Origin of the sequence: Amycolatopsis dendrobii, assembly GCF_014145675.1 — a bacterium.
GTDB classification, from domain to species: domain Bacteria; phylum Actinomycetota; class Actinomycetes; order Mycobacteriales; family Pseudonocardiaceae; genus Amycolatopsis; species Amycolatopsis dendrobii.
Genome location: NZ_JACGZW010000010.1, coordinates 69,587 through 91,309, shown reverse-complemented (window position 1 = coordinate 91,309; position 21,723 = coordinate 69,587). Strand labels below are relative to the sequence as shown.

The window sequence follows — 21,723 nt, the reverse complement described above, 5'->3', positions numbered from 1 at the left end:
CAGGGCAAGATGGAGGTGTGTCGACTGTGAGCGAGCCGGAACCGGCGAACCTGTACGAGGCGGTGGGCGGCGAACCGACCTTCCGCCGGATCATCAAGCGGTTCTACGAGGAAGTGGCCCGCGACGAGGTGCTGCGCCCGCTCTACCCGGAGGAGGACCTCGGCCCGGCGGAGGAGCGGTTCCGGCTGTTTCTCATCCAGTACTGGGGCGGTCCGCACACCTACTCCGACCAGCGCGGCCACCCCCGGCTGCGGATGCGGCACGCGCCGTTCAAGATCGGCCCGATCGAACGCGACGCGTGGCTGCGCTGCATCCGGATCGCGATCGACGAGGAGAACCTGCCCGAGCCGTACCTCAGCCAGCTGTGGGCGTACCTGGAAATGGCCGCGCACAGCATGATGAACAGCTTCGTCTGATGAGACGCAGGGCCGGCCGGCGGCGGCCGGACCGCCTTCCGCGGCCGTCGTGGTGGTCGGACGCGGTGTTCTACGAGATCTACGTGCGGTCCTTCGCCGATTCGGGCGAGGACGGCATCGGCGATCTGGAGGGCATCCGCAGCAAGCTCGGCTACCTGGAGCTGCTGGGCGTCGACGCGCTGTGGCTGACGCCGTTCTACCCGTCGCCGATGGCCGACCACGGCTACGACGTCGCGGATCCGCGCGGCGTCGACCCGATGTTCGGCACCCTCGGCGACTTCGACGTGCTGCTCACCGAGGCGCACCGGCGCGGCATCCGGGTCACCGTGGACGTCGTGCCGAACCACACGAGCAACCGGCACGCGTGGTTCAAGTCCGCGCTGGCCGCCGGGCCGGGCAGCCCGGAACGGGAGCGCTACCACTTCCGCGACGGCCGCGGCCCGGGCGGAGCGGAGCCGCCCAACAACTGGGTCAGCGTGTTCGGCGGCCCGGCGTGGACGCGGGTGCCGGACGGGCAGTGGTACCTGCACCTGTTCGCGCCGCAGCAGCCGGACCTGAACTGGGCCAATCCGGACGTCCGCGCCGATCTCGAGCGCACCCTGCGGTTCTGGCTCGACCGGGGCGTGGACGGCTTCCGGATCGACGTCGCGCACGGAATGGCCAAACCCGCCGGGCTGCCCGACATGGACCCGGACACGCCCGCGCACGGCGGCGGCGCGCCCGGCGATCCGCGCTTCGACGACGACGGCGTGCACGAGGTGCACCAGTTGATCCGCAAGGTGCTCGACGAGTACCCGGACGCGATGGCCGTCGGCGAGATCTGGGTGCAGGACGAGGAGCGGCTGGCCCGCTACCTGCGGCCGGACGAACTTCATCTGGCGTTCAACTTCCGACTGGTGCTCACCCATTTCGACGCGGACGCGATGCGCACGTCGATCGAGCGTTCGCTGGCCGTGCCGCGTTCGGCGGCCGCTCCGGCGGCCTGGACGCTGTCCAACCACGACGTCTGGCGCGCGGCGAGCCGCTACGGCGGCGGCGAGACCGGGGTCCGCCGGGCACGCGCGATGGCGCTGGTGGAGCTCGCCCTGCCCGGCGCGGTCTACCTGTACCAGGGCGAAGAGCTGGGCCTGCCGAACGCCGACCTGCCGCTTGAGGCGATGACCGACCCGCGCGCCCGTTCGCAGGGCCCGGAGTTCAGCCGCGACGGCGAGCGCGTGCCGCTGCCCTGGGAGGGCACGCTCCCGCCGTACGGGTTTTCGCGCACCGCGCAGACCTGGCTGCCGATGCCCGCGGACTGGGCGTCGCTGACCGTGGAGCGGCAGCTTGAGGAGCCGGAATCGACGCTGTCGCTGTACCGGCGCGCGATAGAGCTGCGGAAACAGCATCCGGCGTTCCGCGGCGGCGACGAGTTGCAGTGGTTCGGCGCGCCCGCGGGCTGCTTCGCGTTCCGCCGCGGCCGGGGCGGCCTGATCTGCGCGCTGAACACCTCGGCCAGCTCGATCGCCCTGCCGCCGGGAGAGGTGCTGCTCACCAGCAGCCCGCTGGTGGACGGCAGGCTCGCCCCGGACTCGGCCGCCTGGCTCGGGTAGCGCATTCGCGGCCTGCCTGAGCGAGCCGGGCCGTCAGCGCCGAGGCCGGCGGCCCGGCCCGGCCGGGTCAGACGCGGGCACCCGCCTCCAGCCCGAGCATCGCGAGCAGTCCCCGCAGGTCATCGGCGTCGCGCGCGTGCTCGGCGACGGTGCGGGCGGCATGCTCCTGCTGGACGCGCAGGTCTTGTTCGGCGGACACCCGGGCACGGGCGAATTCACTGGTTTCGGCGGACAGCGGACGTCGTTCCGAGCGCATGTCGCTCCTCGTCGAGGTGGAAGGGGCCACCGGCGGCTCCCGCATGAGGCAGACCCGCCGGGGACGACGCCGGCTCGAGCGCCGGCGCACGATGGGACTTCTCGACGGTGCTGACGCTACTCCCCGCCCCCGACCTGCCCGCTCGCGCGTCCCGCCGTGCGCGTCGCGGCGTCCACAGTGGACCGTTCGGGCGGCAGCCCTGGTGAGACCGGCCCGGGCGTGCTTTACTGACGACGGTCGTGTTTTGTGTTCGTGCGGTGGGTACGTCCCGCAGCCACGCTCGCAAGATGTAGCGGGCGTGGTGTTTCTCTTTTCGGAAGGCACACCGTCGGTTGCCAGGCCCGGATGCCGAGGTGGCATCTGTTGTGAGTCCGATGGAGATCGTTTTTATGACGCAAGGCACCGTGAAGTGGTTCAACGCCGAAAAGGGCTTCGGGTTCATCAGCCCGGACGACGGCAGCGCCGACGTCTTCGTGCACTACTCCGAGATCCAGGGCAACGGGTTCCGCAGCCTTGAGGAGAACGCGCGCGTCGAGTTCGAGGTCGGCCAGGGCCAGAAGGGCCCGCAGGCCACCGGCGTTCGCGCCATCTGAGTTTCCCCGGTGTTTCCCCTGGTGCGAAAAGCTTTTCGCACCAGGGGACCCGCGCCGAAGCGGACTTTTCCGCCCACGGCAGCCGAAACGGCTCGGCACCCCGGTGCGGCCCGGTGAATTTTCCCGGCCGCACAAGGTCTTCCGCGTCCCGGGAACCCGGACGCGAGATCACCCGTTGACCAGAGCAGGTCGCGACTGGCCTTGAGGCCCTCCCCTGCCTGGCCAGTACGCAACGCACGGCGCATCCCCCGAGGCGGCCCCCTCCGCCTTGCCCGCGCCGCGGCATCGGCCTCGGCCCCGCAGAGCGCGGCGGCCGGACCAGCTCGAGTAGGAGCGTTACCCATCGACACCCAGAGCACCGTCCAGCGTCCCCCGAAATCGCCGCAGCCCATGCTCGCCGGCCGCAAGACCGGCACCGAGGCCTTCCTGGTGAAGCTCTTCGCCGTCGTCCCCCTCCTCGCGGTCGCCGTCGCGGTGCCGCTGGCCTGGGGCTGGGGCCTGAGCTGGCTGGACGTCGGCCTCGCCGCCGCGTTCTACTGCGTCAGCGGCCTCGGCATCACCGTCGGCTTCCACCGGTACTTCACCCACGGCGCCTTCCGCGCCCGCCGCGGGCTGCGGATCGCGCTCGCCGTCGCGGGCAGCATGGCCATGCAGGGACCGGTGATCGACTGGGTCGCCGACCACCGCCGCCACCACGCGTACTCCGACCGCGACGGCGACCCGCATTCGCCGTGGCGCTTCGGCACGTCGCCCGCCGCGCTCGCGAAGGGTTTCTGGCACGCGCACATGGGCTGGCTGTTCGGCCGCGACCGCACCAACCCGCGCCGGTTCGCCCCCGACCTGCTCGACGACGCCGACCTGAAGCGGATCGACCGGCTCTTCCCGGTGCTGACCCTCGTGACGCTGCTCGGTCCCGCGCTGCTGGGCGGGCTCATCACGATGACCTGGTGGGGTGCGCTGACCGCGTTCTTCTGGGCCGGGCTGGTCCGGGTCGCCGCGCTGCACCACGTGACCTGGTCGGTCAACTCGCTGTGCCACCTGATCGGCGAGCGCCCGTTCGAGGCGCGCGACCGTTCGGCGAACTTCTGGCCGCTGGCGATCGCGTCGTTCGGCGAGTCCTGGCACAACTCGCACCACGCCGACCCGACCGGAGCCCGGCACGGCGTCGGCCGCGGCCAGCTCGACATCTCCGCGCGGCTGATCTGGATGTTCGAGAAGTTCCGCTGGGCCTCGCACGTGCGCTGGCCCCGGCCGGAACGCCTCGCCCGCAAGCTCAAGGCCGCCTGAGCCCCGTTCGCCGTCCGTGAGGGCCACCTTGAGGGACTCTGCGTCCCTCAAGGTGGCCCTCACGGGCGTCAAGACCGGGTCAGCCGGCGACGCCTCAGGCTCTGCGGACCCGCTCCTCGAGCCGGGTCCGCAGGTCGCCGTGGCTGGACACCGCCAGCACCGGCCCCGGGTTCGCGGCCGTCTCGGCCGAACTCACGACGTCCGCGACGAACCGCCGCACCCGTTCCGGCGCGGGCGTCACGTCGCCGCCCAGCTGGGCCACCGGCTGCGGGGATTCGGCGGGCGTCGTCTCCACCGCCACCGACCAGCCCTGCCGCATGGTCCACAACAGCATCAGATCCCGGCCGGGAAACCGCGGGGACCGGCCGCTCAGCGCGACGTACGCGGTGATCGTGTCGGTGACCTCGCACGACGTGCACTCCACCGACACCCCGACCGCGGCGGCGACCTCGCGCACGTACGCGGCCAGCGCCTGCCGCAGCACCTGCGGATCGTCGGCGGTGGGCAGGGACATCGGGCGTTCCGGACCGGACAGGAGCATGGGTCTCCTCTTCCGCCGCCGCGTCCGCTTCGCGCGGAAACCGGGGTCGTCGAGGCACGCGAAGGCCGGCGGTCGCGATGATCGGGGTCGCACCGGATCGGGCATCCGGCAGCTGGACCGGACTCCGACTCTACCCGCTGGGACAAGCCCGCAGCCGAGATCAACCCGTCTGGCCGCCGCCGAAATCGCTCGATCGGCCGCCTCCGTCAGCGAAATCGGCGCTCGACGTGCCGATCCGCCCGGCAAAGAATCCTATGAGGACAGCCGCGGAAACCGCAGCCGGCACCACGCTCACCCCGATTGGCCGCCGAAATCGCCACCGTCCCCCGACTCCGCGATCGACGTCGCCACCCACGCGGCGAACAACCCCGCCTGCACATACGGCGCGGCCTCGCCCACCGCACGCACCACCGACCGCGCGCGTCCCGGGGCGGGTTCGGCTTCCGGAGCGGGTTCGGCGTCCGCGGGCCGGTCGGTGCGCCACGGCGTCTCCTCGGCCCGGACCTCGGCGAGGAAGTCCGCGGTCGGGTCGCCGTCGGGTTCGGTCATCCGTTCACGATGACACCAGCGGAGCGCTCCCGCCAGCAGATCGGCTCAGAACAGCAGCGGCAGCAACGCTTGGCGCCGCTTCAGCACCGCGCCGTAACGGGCGTCGAGGCGCAGCCACGAATCGGTGGCGGTCACGCGCACCACGTCGCCGTCGATCGACGAGTCGAACAACCCCATCCCGGACAGCGCGAACAGGCACCGCATCTGGACCTTGACCTCGAGGTCTCCCCCGGTGACGGTCAGCACCGCCTGGTCCATCAGCGAGGCGGGCGGCGTGCCGTGCGGCCCGGCGTTGTCGCGGGCGAGCGCGACGCCGCGGTCAGCGAGATCCGACACCACGCCGACCGGCAGCTCGTCGACCTTCTGCCACCGGTCGGACACCGGCAGCTCGGCGTGCCACAGCAGATCGCGCGCCGGACCCGGGTCCATCACCTCGCCGCCCGCGACGGCGAGCGCCGCGAGCAGTTCGTTGCCGGACACCGTGACGTCCGCCGGGGTCACCGTCCCCGCGACCGCGCGGGTCGCGAGGACCTCGAACGGCGTGGCCGTCCACGCCTCGACGACGTCGTCGCCCCGGCGGCGCAGCCGGACGGCGGTCGTGCCGTCCAGCCGCACCGCGCGGGCCACGAACGCGCTGAGCGTCTCCCGGTCGCCCGGATCGGGAATCCGCAGCTCAGGCATCGGCCAGCACCCGCTTGAGGAATTCGGATTCCTCGTCGCTGAGCCGGCGCGGCCGGAGGTTGGCCGTGTCGTACGGGGCCAGCACGGTCTCGGCGGTGACCGCGACCGGATCGGTCGCGTCCGGACCGGTCCGCACGACGTACCCGAGCGTCACCGTCGAGGCCTTCAGCTCGGTGAGCGTGATCTCCACGCGCACCGAGCGGCCGGGCGCCGCGACGATCGGCGCGCGGTAATGCACGCCGAGCTTCACGACCACGACGCCTTTCGGCAGCTCGGTGAGCCCCGCGCGCTCGGCTTCGCCGAACAGCACGGGCACTCGGGCCTCTTCGAGCAGCGTCACCACGTTCGCGTGGTTGACGTGCCCGTACACGTCCATGTCCGACCATCGCGGCTGGACGTGGGAAACGAATGTCACCGCACCGTGCTCCGGATCTGGCGCGCGGCCACGGACAGCGTCGCGAGGTCGAGCCGCCCGGAACGGGTGATCTCGTCCAGCGCCACGCGCGCCCGCGAAAGCCGCGACGCGTTGGCCTTCTCCCATTGCTCGATCTGCTCGTCGACGGACAGGTCCTGGTCGCTGTGCCGCAGTGCGTCGAGCGCGATCGCGCGCAGGGAACCGTACACGTCGTCGCGCAGCGAGAGCCGGGCGAGGGCGTGCCAGCGGTTGCCGCGTTCCAGCGCGCTGATCTCGGTGAGCATCTTGTCGATGTCCAGGTGGTCCGACAGCGCGTAGTACAGCTCGGCGGTGTCGGCCGGGGTGTGCGTCGCGTCGAGCCCGACCTGCTGCTCGGCCAGCTCCGCCACCTCGACCACGTCGAGCAGGCCGTAGCTGTGCAGCAGCAGCGCCACCTGGCGGGCGAGTTCGGCGGGCACGCCTTCCTCGACCATCCCGGCCGCGTCCTGCTCCACCGACTCCAGTTCGCGTCCGCGCAGCAGCTCGCCCAGCTTCGGGCCGAGTTCCGCGAGCACCGGGCCGAACCGGTTGATCTCGGCCAGCGGCGCGAGCGGCTGCGGGCGGTTGGTGAGGAACCAGCGCGCGGCCCGGTCGAGCAGCCGGCGCGTCTCCAGCACCATCCGGTCCGCGACCGCGGTCGGCACCACGTTGTCCAGCGCGTCGATCTCGGCCCACAGCTTCGGCAGGTCGTAGACGTGCGTGACCACCGCGTACGCGCGCACCGCGTCGGTGGCGGTCGCGTTCATCTCCTCCATCAGGCGGTAGACGAACGAGATGCCGCCGCCGTCGACCAGCTCGTTGGTGATGAGCGTGGTGATGATCTGACGGCGCAGCGGGTGCTGCGCGATCGCCGCGGCGAAGCGCTCCCGCAACGGGGCCGGGAAGTACTCCGGCAGCCTCCGGGTGAACACCTCGGACTCGGGCAGGTCGGAGGCGAGCAGCTCGTCCTTGAGGTCGAGCTTCACGTGCGCGAGCAGCGTCGCCAGCTCCGGCGAGGTCAGGCCCTCGCCCGCCTTCTCCAGCGCGCGGAACTGCGACGGGGTCGGCAGCGCCTCCAGCTTGCGGTCGAACGCGCCCTTCGCGACCAGCGCGGACACCTGCCGCGCGTGCACCGACACCATCGGCCCGGCGTGCGCCCGGCTGACGCCGAGCACCGCGTTCTGCCGGTAGTTGTCCGCGAGCACGAGCGAGCCGACCTCGTCGGTCATCTCGCCGAGCAGCTCGTTGCGCCGCGCGTGCTCCAGTTCGCCGCCGGCCACCAGGTGATCCAGCAGGATCTTGATGTTGACCTCGTGGTCGGAGCAGTCGACGCCCGCGGAGTTGTCGAGCGCGTCGGTGTTGATCTTGCCGCCGGCGCGGGCGAATTCGATGCGGCCGAGCTGGGTCAGGCCCAGGTTGCCGCCCTCGCCGACGACCTTCACGCGCAGCTGGTTGCCGTTGACGCGGATCGCGTCGTTGGCCTTGTCGCCCGCCGCGGCCTGGCTTTCGCTCTCGGCCTTGACGTAGGTGCCGATGCCGCCGTTCCACAGCAGTTCGACCGGGGCCAGCAGGATCGCCTGGATCAGGTCCATCGGCGCGAGCTTCGTGACGCCCTCTTCGAGGCCGAGCGCCTCGCGGACCTGCGGGGTGATCGGGATGGTCTTGGCCGAGCGCGGGTAGATCCCGCCGCCCTCGCTGATCAGCGAACGGTCGTAGTCGTCCCACGAGCTGCGCGGCAGGTCGAACAGCCGCCGCCGTTCCGCGTACGACGACGCGGCGTCCGGGTTCGGGTCGAGGAAGACGTGCATGTGGTTGAACGCCGCGACCAGCCGGATGTGCTCGGACAGCAGCATGCCGTTGCCGAAGACGTCGCCCATCATGTCGCCGATGCCGACGACGGTGAAGTCCTCGGTCTGGGTGTCCTTGCCCAGCTCGCGGAAGTGCCGCTTCACGCTCTCCCAGGCGCCCTTGGCGGTGATGCCCATGGCCTTGTGGTCGTAGCCGACCGAACCGCCGGAGGCGAACGCGTCGCCGAGCCAGAAGCCGTACTGCGCCGAGACTTCGTTGGCGATGTCGGAGAACTTCGCGGTGCCCTTGTCCGCCGCGACGACCAGGTAGCTGTCGTCGGCGTCGTGGCGCACCACGTTCGGCGCGGGCACGGTTTCGCCCTCGACGCGGTTGTCGGTGAGGTCCAGCAGGCCGGAGATGAACATCCGGTAGCAGGAAATGCCTTCGGTGAGCTGGGCGTCGCGGTCGACCCCGGCGTCGCCGGTGGGCGCCGGCGGACGCTTCACCACGAAGCCGCCCTTCGCGCCGACCGGCACGATCACCGCGTTCTTCACCGCCTGCGCCTTGACCAGGCCCAGGATCTCGGTGCGGAAGTCCTCCCGCCGGTCCGACCAGCGCAGGCCGCCTCGGGCGACCTCGCCGAACCGCAGGTGCACGCCCTCCACCCGCGGCGAGTACACGAAGATCTCGTACTTCGGGTGCGGCTCGGGCAGCTCCGGCACGCCGCTCGGGTCGAGTTTGAGCGCCAGGTACGGCCGCGGGTTCCCGTCGGCGTCGCGCACGTGGTAGTTCGTGCGCAGGGTCGCGTTGATGACCGCGAGCAGCCTGCGCAGGATCCGGTCCTCGTCGAGGCTGGTGACCTCGTCGACCATCGAGGAGATCTCGGCGGTCAGCGATTCCGCGTGCGTCTTGCGGTCCACATCGGACAGTTGCGGATCGCAGCGGGTTTCGAAGAGCCGCACCAGTTTCGTCGCGACCTCGGTGTGCTTGACGACCGTGTTCTGGATGTAGGACTGGGAGAACGGGCTGCGCGCCTGCTGCAGGTAGCGCGAGTAGGCCCGCAGCACGGCGGCCTGGCGCCAGGTGAGCCCGGCGCGCAGGACGAGCCCGTTGAGGCCGTCGACCTCCGCGTCGCCGTGCCACGCCGCGTGGAAGGCGTCCTGGAACCGCTCGCGCACCTCGACCGCCGCGGCCTCGTCGGCTTCTTCGAGGCCCTTCTTGTCGACGCGCAGGCCGAAGTCGTAGATCCAGCTGGCCCCGCCGTCCTCGCGGAACAGCTCGTACGGCCGCTCGTCCACCACCTCGACGCCCATCGCCTGCAGCACCGGCAGCACCTTGGACAGGGTGACGCCCTCGCCGCGCAGGTAGAGCTTGAACCGCCGCTCGCCGGGTTCGGCGTCGGCGGGCAGGTAGAACGACAGCGCGAGGTCGCCCTCGTCCGCGAGGGTGTCGAGCTTGGCCAGGTCGGCCAGCGCGTCCTCGGCGGTGAAGTCCTCTTTGTAGGCCTCGGGGAACACCGCGCCGAAGCGCTGTCCCCGGTCGACCACGGACTCCTCGCCCATCATGCCGATCGGACCGCCGTCGCCGACGCGCTCGCGGCGTTCGGCGATGATCGCCTCGACAAGCCGGTCGTCCCAGCTGCGCACGACAGTGTTCAGGCGTTCCTGGATCCGCAGCGTGTCCGGTTCGACCGCGTTCGACGGGTCGGTGTGCACCATGAAGTGCACCTGCGCCAGCAGCGTTTCGCCGACGCGCGCGCTGTACTCCAGCTGTGTGCCTTCGAGTTCTTCCAGCAGCACTTCCTGCATCGCCAGCCGCGAACGCGTGGTGTAGCGGTCGCGCGGGAGGTAGACGAGGCAGGAGTAGAAGCGGCCGTACGGGTCGCGGCGGAGGAACAGCCGCAGCCGGCGGCGGTCGGACAGCGTGATCGCGCCAGTGGTGGTGTAGAAGAGCGAATCGGTGTCCGCGGAGAACAGGTCCGCGCGCGGCCAGTTCTGCAGGACCTCCAGCATCCGCTGCCCGGAGAACGACTCCATCGGGAACCCGGCGCGGTGGATCACCTCGCGCACGCGCTGGCCGACCACCGGGATGTCGAGCACGTTCTCGTGCAGCGCGGTGGTGGTGAACATGCCGAGGAACCGGTGCTCGCCGGTCACCTTGCCGTTCTCGTCGAACGTCTTCACGCCGACGTAATACGGATAAACCGGACGGTGCACCGTGCTCGGCGCGCTGGCCTGGGTGAGCACGAGCAGCGACGGCGCGAGCGCGTCGACCGAACTGTCCGGCCCCGCGGTGAGGCTGCGCGCGGCGAGGCTGTCCTGGCGCAGCACGCCGAGCCCGGACGCGAGAACCGCGCGCAGGGCGGGCTCGTCGCTGTCCGGCTGCGGGCTGTCGACCAGCTCGTACTTGCGGTAGCCGAGGAAGGTGAAGTGGCCGTCGGCGAGCCAGCGCAGCAGGCGCGCGCCCTCGGTGACCTCGTCGGTGCTGGGCAGCTTCGGCGGGTGCTGCTCCAGCGTTTCCGCGAGCGAGCAGGCCGTCTGCGCCATCTTCTCGGCGTCCTCGACGACCTCGCGCACGTCGCCGAGCACCGACGTCAGCCGGTTGTCCAGCTCGCGCGCCCGCTGCGGGTCGGTGACGAGGTCGATTTCCACCAGCATCCACGATTCCGCGGACGCGCCGGCGGGCGGATCGGCCGGGTCGGCGTCGAGGTGCAGGCCCTCCAGCTCGCCGGTCAGGCCGCGGCTCACCACGACGATCGGGTGCACGATGCGCTGCACCTGCACGCCGTCGCGGGCGAATTCCGCGGTGACGCTGTCCACGAGGTAAGGCATGTCGTCAGTGACGACCTGCACGACGGTCGCGTCGCGCGTCCAGCCGTCCTCGGCGGTGGTCGGGTTCAGCAGCCGGACCGCCGGGCGTCCGGGCATGCGCTGCTCCGCCAGCTGCAGGTGCGAGCGCACCGCGCCGACGAGCGCGGCCGGATCGTCGCCGACGATCTCGTCGGCCGGGATGTGCCGGTAGTACAAGCGGATCAGGTCCGCGATCTCCGGCGCCTGCGCCGCGGCGGTGTCGATCAGCTCGTCCCGGATCTGCTCCGGGCTGGCCGTCGTGCGGCGGGCGGCGCCGGCTTCGGTGCCGACATCGGGCGGGGACGAGACTCCCGTCGAGCTCATTGAGCAACTCTCCAGTGTGCGAGACCGAGATGCGTCCGTCACCACAACGTGCCGGACTTCCCTCACCCTAATCCGCTCTCGACGGCCCCTGTGCGCGGCTGGGAAAGACTTAAGGTTCGTTTCCGGGGTCCCTGACGACGCGCTCGCGCGGGATCGGTTCAGCTACCGGCGGGTTCGACGCGGGCGGTTCCCGGCAAAAGGCTTGGCACGAGGCCGGAGCGCCGGTTTCCCGGATGCGGCGGCCGCTTCGGGATCGGTTCAGCGTCTGTATCGCCCGCGGCGAGAACGGAAAAGGTTGCCTCCCTCCCCTGCGAGAATTCCCACCCGTACGGGCTAATTCTTCCGTTGCGGCGGAGGGAGCCGGGTGCGCCGGGCGGAGCAGCCTGGGTTTCAGGATGGGGCAAGCGAGGGGTGCGCGCAGATCGGCGGGCCGGGTGGTTTCTTGCTGCATGATCTCGGCGCGTTCTGCCAGTGACTGGGAAAATCGCTTGGGGCGGCGGGAAAACGGGGGGATCGGCTGGAGTTGCTTCCGCTCCGCTACCGCGGAAGTCCGTGAAGGGCCTCTGAGGGAATCAGATTCCGTGAGGGTTCCCCTCACGGACCACTCGGAGCCGAAGCCGCAGGACTCTCCCCGTCGACGAGGCTCCCGCACAAGCAGCGCAGGCCGCGCCGGTGCACTTCCGCAAAAGTCCGTGAGGGAAACCCTCATAAACCTCTGGGGGACAAAGCCGCAGGCCCCCGCGCCGACGAGGTTTCCCGCCAGCAGCGCGAACCGCGTGGCCGCACTCCCGCAGTGGCCCGTGAAGGGCCCTTCACCGACCACTCGAGCCCAAAGCCGAGTCCGAATCGATGCGCGATCCCCTGCCCCCGCCGCGGAATCTGCCCGGTACAGCCAGCATTTCCCCTGCGGCGCAAGAACTTTCCGGCGCGCGTCAGTCGCCGTTGTTGTGGTGGCGGTCGGCGGTCGCGCGGCCGTTGATCGGCTTCGGTTCGTCGTTCGGGCCGAGGCGTTTCACCAGCGCGGCCGCGCTCGCGGTGCCCGCCTGGTGTTCGGCGAGGGCGCGGGCGAGCAGTTCGGCGAGACCGGCGTCCGGCGGCGGTTCGTCCTCCGCGATGGCTCGCGCGTAGCCCTCCGGGAACGGCTGCTCCGACGGCGTCCACGCGTCGACGTCGGACAGCGGGTCCAGGGCGGGCGGCATCCGCAAGCGCGGCAGCCAGGGCTCCTCGGCCGGCTCCGGTTCCTCCGGCCGCGGCGCGGGAGCCAGCTCCGGCTTGTCCTTGGCGGCGGTTTCCGGTGCGGCGGTTTCGGAACGTCCGGGCTCGTCGGCCCGGCGCCGTCCGCCGCCTCCGCCGCTGGCGGTGATGCCCAGCCGGTCCAGCACGGACTTCGCGGCGACCGACCCGTGTTCGGCGTCGTGCCGGGTCTTGCGTCCGCGGGCGTCGCGGCGGGCCGCTTCCTCCTGCGCCCACTCGGCGCTTTCCCACAACGGCGCGGCGGGCTCGTCCGCGGGAGCCGGGGCGAGCGGGAGCTCCGGCAGGATGTCCGACAGATCCGGCATCCGCAGCGAGAACCGCGGCGCCTCCTCGGCCGGGGCCTGCGCTTCGTCAGCCGCCCGCGACGGACGGACCGGCGTCTCCTCAGGCTTCGTCTTCTCTTCCCGACGGGCGGGCGCGTCCTCAGCCGACCGCCGCGCGGCCGGCGGCTTCTCCGGCCAGCGGACCGACGTTTCCTCAGCAGGCTGCGCCCGGCGACGACCCGGCGCGGCCTCAGCGACCGGGCTCGGCACCGAAACGTCCTTGGCGGCCCGCGCCCCGGCAGCGCTCTCCGCAGCCTCCGTCCGACGCACCGCCGCAACGCTCTCCGCGTCGTTCGTTCGCTGCACCGCAGCACTCTCCGCGACCGGTGCCGGACGTTCCGACGCGGCCCGCGAGGCCTCCGTCCGGCTGACCGGCTCCACAGCCGCCCGCTTCCGCGGCGCAGGCGCGTCGGCGCTCTTCCGCCCGAACGGCCGCGCCCATCCCGGCAGCACCGGCGGCTTGCGGTCCTCAGCCCGCCGCCGTCCGCCGGTCCGCGGAGTCTCCTCGGCCTCTTCCCGGATCGCCGGAAGCACTGAGGTCTGCTCGACCTCCGCCTCCGCCGCGGCCCGCCGGAACGACCACGCGGGCTTCTTGTCCGCCGTCTCGATCAAGGCCGCGGCCGAAACCGGCGCCGCAGGCACCTCTACCTGCGCCGGGACGACCGGCAGCGGAGCCGCGACCGGGTCCGGCCGCTCGGCGGGGACGTCGCGGATCGCCGGCATCACCGAGGTCTCCTCGGCCGCGACCCGCGGCTCGACCTCCATCGACACCGGGCGCCCGTCGCGCGGGGCGGACGCGGCGAGGACGTCGTCGAGGTCCATCGACGCGACCGACTCGGCGCCCAGTTCGCCCGCGATCAGCCCGCAGGCCTGGCGCCGGGCCCGCGCGTGCACGTGTTCGGCGGCCCGCGCCCGGTGCAGGCATCCGATGGCCTCTTCCGCGCTGCCGAACCGTTCCTCGATCTGCGCCAGCTCCAGCCACAACCGCGCGGTGACCGCCGCGAGCCCGTGCCGGTCGGTGGCCGCGACGGCCTCCCCCACCAGCTCGGCAGCGGCGTCGCCGGCGCCGGAGGGCAAGTGGATGCGCGTCGCCACCGCCAGCCGCAGCCACGCCGCGGGCGCGACCCCGGCGGCACGGACCGGTTCCCGCAGCACGGGCTCGGCGATGTCGTAAGCCATGTCCGCGTCGCCGCGGTCGAGCAGCGTGCTGACCAGTTGCAGCACGAGCCGGATCCGGACGAGACCGCCGTCGTCGCCGGGACGGTCCATCTTCTCCAGGAACCCGAGTCCGGTGCGCGCGGCGTCCGCGGCCGCGGTGAGGTCGCCGTGCCTGCGCCGGTGCGCCGCGGTTCCGTTGCGCAGCAGCGCCCGCATCAGCAGCCGGTCGTCCGCGTCGAGCGAATCGTCGGCCACCAGCAGCCGGTCCGCCTCGACGAGCACCCGGTCCAGTTCCGCCTTCCGGCCGAACTGGGCGAGGCATCCGACGAGATGGCACAGCGCTTCCGCGCGCAGCGACGGCGGCACGTCCTCCGACAGCACCGGCCGCAGCGCGGCCAGCCCCATCAGCGGAACGCCGAGACTGCGCGCGCAGATCGCCAGGTCGACGCGCAGCCGCGCCGCCGTCGTGGCGTACCCGGCGTGCTCAGCCGCGCGCAAGGCCGCGACCGCGCGGCCGACCGTGGACGTCCGCGCCCCGGTCCGCACGCGAGCGGACACCACGAGCGCTTCCGCCCGGATCCAGTGCCCGTCCGCGCCCGCCGTCTCCGCGAGCGCGGCCGAGCGTTCGCCGAGGACCAGCGACAGCTCGGGCGCGCGGAAGCGCAGCGATTCCGCCCGGTCGATGAGCCGACCGAGGTCGGCGAGGGTCCCGCCACTGGCAACGGCGGGCCGCCCGTCCGCGGTCGCGGACGGGCTGGGCCGGTTGTGCCTGCTGGTTTCCACTCGGGACCCCCGCGCCGGTCAGTCGCGCTTCAGCTTGCGGTGGGTGACCCGGTGCGGACGAGCCGCTTCGGCGCCGAGGCGCTCGACCTTGTTCTTCTCGTAGCCCTCGAAGTTGCCCTCGAACCAGAACCACTTCGCCGGGTCCTCGTCGGTGCCTTCCCAGGCGAGGATGTGCGTCGCGACCCGGTCGAGGAACCACCGGTCGTGGGAGATCACGACGGCGCAGCCGGGGAACTGCTCGAGCGCGTTCTCCAGCGAGCCCAGCGTTTCGACGTCCAGGTCGTTCGTCGGCTCGTCCAGCAGGATCAGGTTCCCGCCCTCTTTGAGCGTCAGCGCGAGATTGAGCCGGTTGCGCTCGCCGCCGGAGAGCACGCCCGCCGGCTTCTGCTGGTCCGGGCCCTTGAAGCCGAACGCGCTCACGTAAGCGCGCGAGGGCATTTCGGTCTGCCCGACGTGGATGTAGTCGAGCTTGTCCGAGACGACCTCCCACACGGTCTTCTTCGGGTCGATCCCGCCGCGGCTCTGGTCCACATAGGACAGTTTGACCGTCTCGCCGATCTTGACCGAGCCGCCGTCCGGCTCCTCGAGCCCGACGATGGTCTTGAACAGCGTGGTCTTGCCGACGCCGTTCGGGCCGATCACGCCGACGATGCCGTTGCGCGGCAGGTCGAACGAGAGCCCGTCGATCAGCACGCGGTCGTCGAAGCCCTTGCGCAGCTTCTCGACCTCGACCACGACGCTGCCCAGGCGCGGGCCCGGCGGGATCTGGATCTCCTCGAAGTCGAGCTTGCGGTGCTTGTCCGCCTCCGCGGCCATCTCCTCGTAGCGGTCGAGCCGCGAACGGGACTTGGTCTGGCGCGCCTTGGCGTTGGACCGCACCCATTCCAGCTCGCTCTTGAGCCGCTTGGCCAGCTTGGCGTCCTTCTTGCCCTGGACCTCGAGCCGCTCGCGCTTCTTCTCCAGGTACGTGGAGTAGTTGCCCTCGTAGCCGACGACGCGGCCGCGGTCGAGCTCCATGATCCACTCGGCGACGTTGTCCAGGAAGTACCGGTCGTGCGTGACGGCGAGGACGGCGCCCTTGTAGGTGGCCAGGAACTGCTCCAGCCACAGCACGCTTTCGGCGTCCAGGTGGTTGGTGGGCTCGTCGAGCAGCAGCAGGTCGGGCGCGGACAGCAGCAGCTTGCACAGCGCGACGCGGCGGCGCTCGCCGCCGGAGAGGTGGGTGACCGGCTCGTCCGGCGGCGGGCAGCGCAGGGCGTCCATCGCCTGCTCGACGGTCGAGTCGAGCTCCCAGGCGTCGGCGTGGTCCAGCTCCTCCTGAAGCTGGCCCATCTCCTCCATCAGCGCGTCGCTGTAGTCGGTCGCCATCTGCTCGGCGATCTCGTTGTAGCGGTCGAGCTTCTTCTTGGTGTCGCCGAGCCCCTCCTCGACGTTCTGCCGGACGGTCTTGGTCTCGTCCAGCTCCGGCTCCTGCATGAGGATGCCGACGCTCGCGCCCGGCTGCAGGAAAGCCTCGCCGTTGCTGGCCTGCTCGATCCCCGCCATGATCTTGAGAACGGTCGACTTGCCGGCGCCGTTCGGGCCCACGACGCCGATCTTGGCTCCGGGGTAGAACGCGGTGCTCACGTCGTCGAGGATCACCTTGTCCCCGACGGTCTTGCGCACCTTCTTCATGGTGTAGATGAACTCGGCCATGCCATCGATCGTAGAGTGGCTCCTCCGGCGGCCTGACGGCGGTCACCACCGCGCTACCGAGGGTCAGGTCGTCCTCACTCCGGCGATATCAAATCCGGGCAGTCACTCCGCCCGTTTGCCCTCGGCGAGATTCTTCAGCATCGCGTTGTAGGCGGCGAGTTCCTCGCCGCCGGTGGTCTCCTCGCGCCGGTCGCGCCGCTTCGCCTCGCGCTCGTCCTGGCGCGCCCACTGCACCAGCAGCGCGATCAGCACGAGCAGCACCGGCACCTCGCCCGAGGCCCACGCGATGCCGCCGCCGAGGCGCTGGTCGGTCAGCAGGTCGCCGACCCACGGCAGCTTCAGCGACGTGTAGAACTCGCGGCCGATCACGGTCTGCATGTTCATCAGGATCACGCCGAAGAACGCGTGGAACGGCATGGCGCCGAACATCATCCCGAGCTTCCCGACCGGAGGCAGCCGCCGCGGCGCCGGGTCGACGCCGATCACCGGCCAGTAGAAGACATAGCCGACGAGCAGGAAGTGCGCGTTCATCGCCAGGTGCGCCCAGTGGTAGTTGAGCGCGTTGTCGAAGAGGCCGGAGAAGTACAGCGCGTAGAAGGATCCGACGAACAGCAGCAGCGCGACGATCGGGTTCGTCAGGAACCGCGAAACCGGCGAGTGCACGGCGGCCAGCAGCCATTCGCGCGGGCCGGGAGGGGCGTCGCGGCCGGCGGGCGGGAGCGCGCGCAGGGCGAGCGTGACCGGGCCGCCGAGCACCAGCAGGACCGGCGCGACCATCGACATCAGCATGTGGGTGCCCATGTGCACGCTGAACATCGCGGGCGCGTACCGGCCGATGCCCGACGAGGTGGCCAGCAGGATCACCAGGCAGCCGGCGAGCCACGCGACGGTCCGGCCGACCGGCCAGGCGTCGCCGCGCTTGCGCAGCCGCCGCACGCCGAGCAGGTAGAGGCCGGCGAGAACGATCGCGAGGGTGCCGTAGATCAGGTCGAACCGCCAGTCGGTGAGCAGCCGCCAGAACGTCGGCGGGCCCTGGAGGTCGTAGCCGATGAGGAGTTCGACGGTGCCCGGCTGGGTGACCGCGTCCGGCGGCGGCGGCGTGCGGGCGAGGCCGGACGCGATGCCGATGGTGACGAACATGATCAGCACCTCGACCGCGGCGAGCCGCAGCAATTGGCTGCCGCCCTTGCCGTCCACGAGGTTCGCGACGCCGCGGCTGCGCTGCTGCTGGCCGAAGACGCCGAGCAGCAGCAGCGCGACGATCTTGGCGACGACGAGCAGGCCGTAGTCGGTGGTGAAGAGGTCGCCGAGGTTGATCCGGACCAGCGCGTTGACGATGCCGGACACCGCCATCACGACCCAGCACACCAGCGCGAGCTTGGAGAACCGCTGCGCGGCGAGGCTGAGGTTCTTGCCCCGGCGCCAGCCGAGCGCGAGCACGGCCAGCAGGCCGCCGACCCACAGCGCGGCCGCGACGAGGTGGAACAGCAGGCTGTTGGTGGCGAGGTCGTGCGAACCGCCGCTGGCCGAGTGCCCGGTGACCGCGACCGGGACGAGCCCGGCGACGGACAGGAAGAACAGCACCGCCGTCCAGCCCCAGCTGAGCACCAGGCGGCAGCCGAGGGCGAGCAGGATCGCGATCAGCGCCGTCCACAGCCACGCCTTGGGCTGTTCGATCGCGCCGACGAGGCTCAGCAGGGTGTCCGGGGAAAGGACGTCGCCGAACGGTTTGCCCGCGCTGTCCGCGGCGGTGAAGGCGACGGACAGGATCGAGGCGGCGAACCACACCCACGCGGCGATTCCCGCAGTGCGGACCGCGGCGTACCCCTCGGGGGCGAGCGTGCCGGATTTCTGGGGCGGCACGAGGAAAGCGGCCAGCAGCAAGCCACCGACGCACACGACCGACGCCGCTTCGGCGAGCACGCGGACCACCGTGACGCCGTAACGCGTGACGAGCCCGGGGTCCGGCAGCCCGGCGATGACGTAGCCCGCGCCGCCGGTGAGCGCGACGAGCCCGACCGCGACGACTGCGCCGAGCACCACTCCGACCGAAAGCAGCGGGAGCACACTCGTCTTGCGTCCGCGGTTCGGGGCGGGTTTCGTCACAGGTTCCGAGCTCACGGTACGAGACTAGGCCGGTCGCGCGGGCGGCGGCACGGGGGTCGGCCGCCCGCCGGGTTTCGCGACGGATCGCTCGCTTGCGATGTTTGCGCTGGTCGAGCCGGGTTCCTGGACGGAATCCGGTGCACGGCAAGGCTTTCCTCTATGCTCCGCCGATGACCAGCAGCCGTCGCCGCCGCCCGACGCTGGACGACGTCGCGGAGGCGGTCGGGGTGTCGCGCGCCACTGTGTCGAACGCCTACAACCGGCCTGACCAGCTGTCCGCGCAGCTGCGGGAACAGATTCTGCGCGTGGCGGGTGAACTCGGTTACCCCGGTCCGAACCCGACCGCCCGCAGCCTCGCCACGAGCCGCACCGGCGCGATCGCTTTCCTGCTCGATTCGTCGCTGTCGGCGGCCTTCTCCGATCCCGCGCTGTCGATCACCCTCGACGCGCTCGCGAAAACCGTGGAACCCACCGGCAACGCGCTGTTGCTGCTGCCCGGCCGCGAAGCCCAGGAAGGCCCGCCGGCGTCGCGAGTCCTGGCCGCACAAGCGGATATCGCCGTGGCGTACTCCCTCGCCGACGGCACTCCCGCGCTGGAAGCCGTGCGGGCACGGGGTTTGCCGCTCGTAGTCATCGACCAGCCGCCCCTCCCGGACACGGCCCGAGTCGGCTGCGACGACCGCGGCGGCGCCTCGTTGGCCGCACGCCATTTAGTCGAGCTTGGCCATCGCCGCTTCGGAATCCTCGCCGCCCCGCGCCTTTCCGGCGCCGCGGTTTCCAGCGCCTTCCACGGCACCCGCGAACGCCTCGCCGGATACCTCGACACGCTGGCCGCCGCCGGGATCAGCGACATCACCATCACCGAAGCCCCCTGGCTGTCGGCTTCGACCGCCCGCGCCGCCGCGACGGACCTGCTCACCGCTTCCGTGCGTCCGACGGCCTTGCTGTGCATGTCCGACCAGCTGGCCTTCGCCGCGATCGCCGCCGCCCATCGGCTGGGCCTGCGGGTTCCCGCCGACGTTTCGATCGTCGGCTTCGACGACACCCCGCAGGCCGCGTGGTCTGAACCACCGCTCACCACCGTGCGGCAGGACCTGGCGGGCAAGGGCCGCGTCGCGGGGGAACTGGTGATGGACCTGCTGGCGGGGGAACCGGTCCCGCCGCCGGTCGAACTCCCGGTGTCGCTCGCCGTCCGCGAAAGCACCGCGGCGATTTAGCAAGACCGTTCGGCGATCTGTGGACAACTAGGTCTCGTCCGGGTGACGGGAAACTACTTGTCCACAGACGTAGGAATGCGGGCAGACAAATCGCACGGAACCCGCCAAGGTGGAGATCACACCGGGTTTCCCGGGATACCCGCCGGCCTCTTCGCCCGGCATCGCTTCGATTGAGGGGGAGTTCCCACGATGTTCCGCCGTCTTCTGCCGTCCCTGCCTTTCCCCGGCCGCCGCTCGTGGCCCGCCTCCGCCCCGGCCCGCCTGCCCGGCGTACTGCTGCTGGTCACCGCCGGTCTGCTGACCGCCTCCGGCCTGGCCCAAGCCGCGCCGTCCGTTCCGCCCGCTCCCGCCTGCGGTGCGGGCGAGTTCTGCCTGTGGGACACCGAAACCTATTCCGGCGGCGTGCAGAGTTATGACCTGCGCACGGCGAATCCGGGTGATTGCATTCCCCTGCCCGAGGGATTCCAAGGCCATTCCTTCGTCAACCGGATGACGCGTGACGTCACCATCTACCAAGGAGCGGACTGTTCCACCGAGGGCGATTTCATCACCTATCCGGGCGGTGGCACGTACGTTCCGCAGTCCCCGTTCGCGGTGCGTGCCCTGAAAGTGTGGGAATAGCCCCTGCCCCTGAGACCGGGCCAGGCGAACGAGGCAGCTCCGGCCGAGTCGACTCGCCGCCCCAGTTCGCCAGCCCGGGGGCCGCACCCCCGAGCGGCCCCTAGGCCCGTGGGCGCGCAGCCCGGAAGATCCGCGCCCACGGGCCCCTGCCCCTCGCTTCCCGTTCCCGGCCCCGCCCCGGGAGCGGGAGGCGAGGCCCGGGTTTGCGCTCCACCGCAGCTCAGGCGGTTCGGCGCCATTCGGGTGCGGTCTGCTCTGACGTGGCCGCCGCGGACCGGCACCTGGCTCGCGGCAGGTGCGCCCCGGCCACGGCTGCGAGCCGGCAGCCTCGGGGCGAGCCCGACTGTCCGCAGGCCCGGCCCCTGCGGCGCGACTGGCTCGGGGCGGGCTCCCAGTCCGCGTCCGCTTAGTCACACCGGCATCGCGCCAGGCTTGAGCGCGGGTCCGATGCCGGCGGGCCACCGGCGGTCCGGCCTGACACCTTTCCGCCGTACCGCAACCGCCGAACCGACCAACTGTCATCGCCAGGCCAGAAGCCTTACATCACAAGATCGCCACAGTCTTTCCAGCAGAACAGCCTCGAACCCCGTCCCGCCCACCGCCCCAGCCAGGAGATCCAGGTGCCCAAGCTGCACAAACCGTCGCCCGCCAGCCAGGCCAGGCCGCTTTCCCGCGCAGTGCGTACCGGAACCGTCGCGCGCTGTGGCATTCCGCCTCCGGGCACCCGCAAATCCGACGAACGGAAGCTGAAACGATTCGACGGTGTCGAACGATCGAGAGATTGGCGATGACTAAGCTGCCCATGCTGGAGGTCAGCAGCTGTCAGCCACCCGGGCCCTCGTAGCTCAGCTGGATAGAGCAAGAGCCTTCTAATCTCTAGGTCGCAGGTTCGAGTCCTGCCGGGGGCACAAACGGCCTGGTCAGGGGAACCCCTGGCCAGGCCCGGCCGAGGGCCGGAAGCCGGCCGGCGCACACTGTTGCCGGACTCGGCCGAGCCGCACCCGGCATCCCCCTTGCAAGGCATTGCCCCGAGTCGGCACGCGTGCCGTCCAGAAGCACGCCGCCATCACGACGCCTCAACCAGGCCGAAACGCATTCGTGATCTTGCCCTCAGCCAGCTCGACCACGCCAGGAACCCCTATGTCCGACCGTCCCAGTCCCAGCCGACGGACCCGAAACGAGGCTGCCCGAGTTCTCTTCGAGCAAGCACGCCGCGCCGGGCTCGTCCAGCGGCATCTCCGCAGACTCCACTACCTCGCC

The 21,723-nt window shown here is 71.3% G+C and carries 15 protein-coding genes and 1 tRNA gene; 7 read left to right on the top strand and 9 right to left on the bottom strand.

The genetic code is table 11. The features are described 5' to 3' along the window. Positions 1-26: 26 nt before the first annotated feature. Both H4281_RS28610 and H4281_RS28605 read left to right on the top strand, forming a co-directional pair. On the top strand, positions 27-416 hold the full coding sequence (locus H4281_RS28610; protein WP_369806064.1) for a globin: 390 nt from the start codon (positions 27-29) through the stop codon (positions 414-416). Further along, positions 416-2,005: a glycoside hydrolase family 13 protein gene (locus tag H4281_RS28605; protein ID WP_182894006.1), complete on the top strand. Its 1,590-nt coding sequence runs from the start codon at positions 416-418 to the stop codon at positions 2,003-2,005. The genes H4281_RS28610 and H4281_RS28605 overlap by 1 nt, the downstream gene beginning before the upstream one ends. A 67-nt stretch (positions 2,006-2,072) precedes the next feature. On the opposite strand, the gene H4281_RS28600 is transcribed toward H4281_RS28605, so the two are convergent. After that, positions 2,073-2,261 (bottom strand): hypothetical protein, encoded by a 189-nt coding sequence (locus tag H4281_RS28600; protein ID WP_182894005.1) that lies wholly within the window; start codon positions 2,259-2,261, stop codon positions 2,073-2,075. Between the two features lie 389 nt (positions 2,262-2,650). Between H4281_RS28600 and H4281_RS28595 the strand changes: the two genes are divergently transcribed. Together H4281_RS28595 and H4281_RS28590 are read left to right on the top strand one after the other, a co-directional pair. Further along, positions 2,651-2,854, top strand: a complete 204-nt coding sequence (locus H4281_RS28595) for a cold-shock protein (RefSeq protein ID WP_037814060.1) — start codon at positions 2,651-2,653, stop codon at positions 2,852-2,854. A gap of 390 nt (positions 2,855-3,244) precedes the next feature. Further along, entirely contained in the window at positions 3,245-4,141 is an 897-nt protein-coding gene (locus H4281_RS28590; protein ID WP_182894004.1) for an acyl-CoA desaturase, read from the top strand. 94 nt (positions 4,142-4,235) lie between these two features. On the opposite strand, the gene H4281_RS28585 is transcribed toward H4281_RS28590, so the two are convergent. The 8 genes from H4281_RS28585 to H4281_RS28550 all read right to left on the bottom strand — a co-directional run bounded on the left by H4281_RS28585 (position 4,236) and on the right by H4281_RS28550 (position 18,640). Then, positions 4,236-4,682: a DUF6292 family protein gene (locus H4281_RS28585; protein ID WP_246412393.1), complete on the bottom strand. Its 447-nt coding sequence runs from the start codon at positions 4,680-4,682 to the stop codon at positions 4,236-4,238. A gap of 291 nt (positions 4,683-4,973) precedes the next feature. Then, positions 4,974-5,231 carry a hypothetical protein gene (locus tag H4281_RS28580; protein ID WP_182894003.1) on the bottom strand — a complete coding sequence of 86 codons (258 nt, stop codon included), beginning with the start codon at positions 5,229-5,231 and terminating at the stop codon, positions 4,974-4,976. Between the two features lie 45 nt (positions 5,232-5,276). After that, entirely contained in the window at positions 5,277-5,912 is a 636-nt protein-coding gene (locus H4281_RS28575) for a DUF8010 domain-containing protein (RefSeq protein WP_134663134.1), read from the bottom strand. Beyond that, positions 5,905-6,327 carry an acyl-CoA thioesterase gene (locus tag H4281_RS28570; RefSeq protein ID WP_037814068.1) on the bottom strand — a complete coding sequence of 141 codons (423 nt, stop codon included), beginning with the start codon at positions 6,325-6,327 and terminating at the stop codon, positions 5,905-5,907. Before H4281_RS28570 ends, H4281_RS28575 begins: the two co-directional genes overlap by 8 nt. Next, positions 6,324-11,306 (bottom strand): NAD-glutamate dehydrogenase, encoded by a 4,983-nt coding sequence (locus H4281_RS28565; protein WP_182894002.1) that lies wholly within the window; start codon positions 11,304-11,306, stop codon positions 6,324-6,326. The genes H4281_RS28570 and H4281_RS28565 overlap by 4 nt, the downstream gene beginning before the upstream one ends. Positions 11,307-12,238: 932 nt before the next feature. Next, the gene (locus tag H4281_RS28560; RefSeq protein WP_182894001.1) at positions 12,239-14,824 is read right to left on the bottom strand and encodes a hypothetical protein; all 2,586 of its coding nucleotides are present in this window, start codon (positions 14,822-14,824) and stop codon (positions 12,239-12,241) included. 18 nt (positions 14,825-14,842) lie between these two features. Next, positions 14,843-16,519: an energy-dependent translational throttle protein EttA gene (gene ettA, locus H4281_RS28555; RefSeq protein WP_182894000.1), complete on the bottom strand. Its 1,677-nt coding sequence runs from the start codon at positions 16,517-16,519 to the stop codon at positions 14,843-14,845. Between the two features lie 102 nt (positions 16,520-16,621). Beyond that, positions 16,622-18,640 (bottom strand): bifunctional copper resistance protein CopD/cytochrome c oxidase assembly protein, encoded by a 2,019-nt coding sequence (locus H4281_RS28550; RefSeq protein WP_182893999.1) that lies wholly within the window; start codon positions 18,638-18,640, stop codon positions 16,622-16,624. A gap of 155 nt (positions 18,641-18,795) precedes the next feature. Here H4281_RS28550 and H4281_RS28545 point away from each other — a divergent pair, with 155 nt between their 5' ends. The 3 genes from H4281_RS28545 to H4281_RS28535 all read left to right on the top strand — a co-directional run bounded on the left by H4281_RS28545 (position 18,796) and on the right by H4281_RS28535 (position 21,371). After that, positions 18,796-19,842 carry a LacI family DNA-binding transcriptional regulator gene (locus H4281_RS28545; protein ID WP_182893998.1) on the top strand — a complete coding sequence of 349 codons (1,047 nt, stop codon included), beginning with the start codon at positions 18,796-18,798 and terminating at the stop codon, positions 19,840-19,842. A 189-nt stretch (positions 19,843-20,031) separates the two neighbouring features. Next, positions 20,032-20,463 (top strand): peptidase inhibitor family I36 protein, encoded by a 432-nt coding sequence (locus H4281_RS28540; protein WP_220507991.1) that lies wholly within the window; start codon positions 20,032-20,034, stop codon positions 20,461-20,463. A gap of 834 nt (positions 20,464-21,297) precedes the next feature. After that, positions 21,298-21,371: transfer RNA gene (locus H4281_RS28535), tRNA-Arg, on the top strand. The last annotated feature ends 352 nt before the right edge of the window (positions 21,372-21,723 follow it).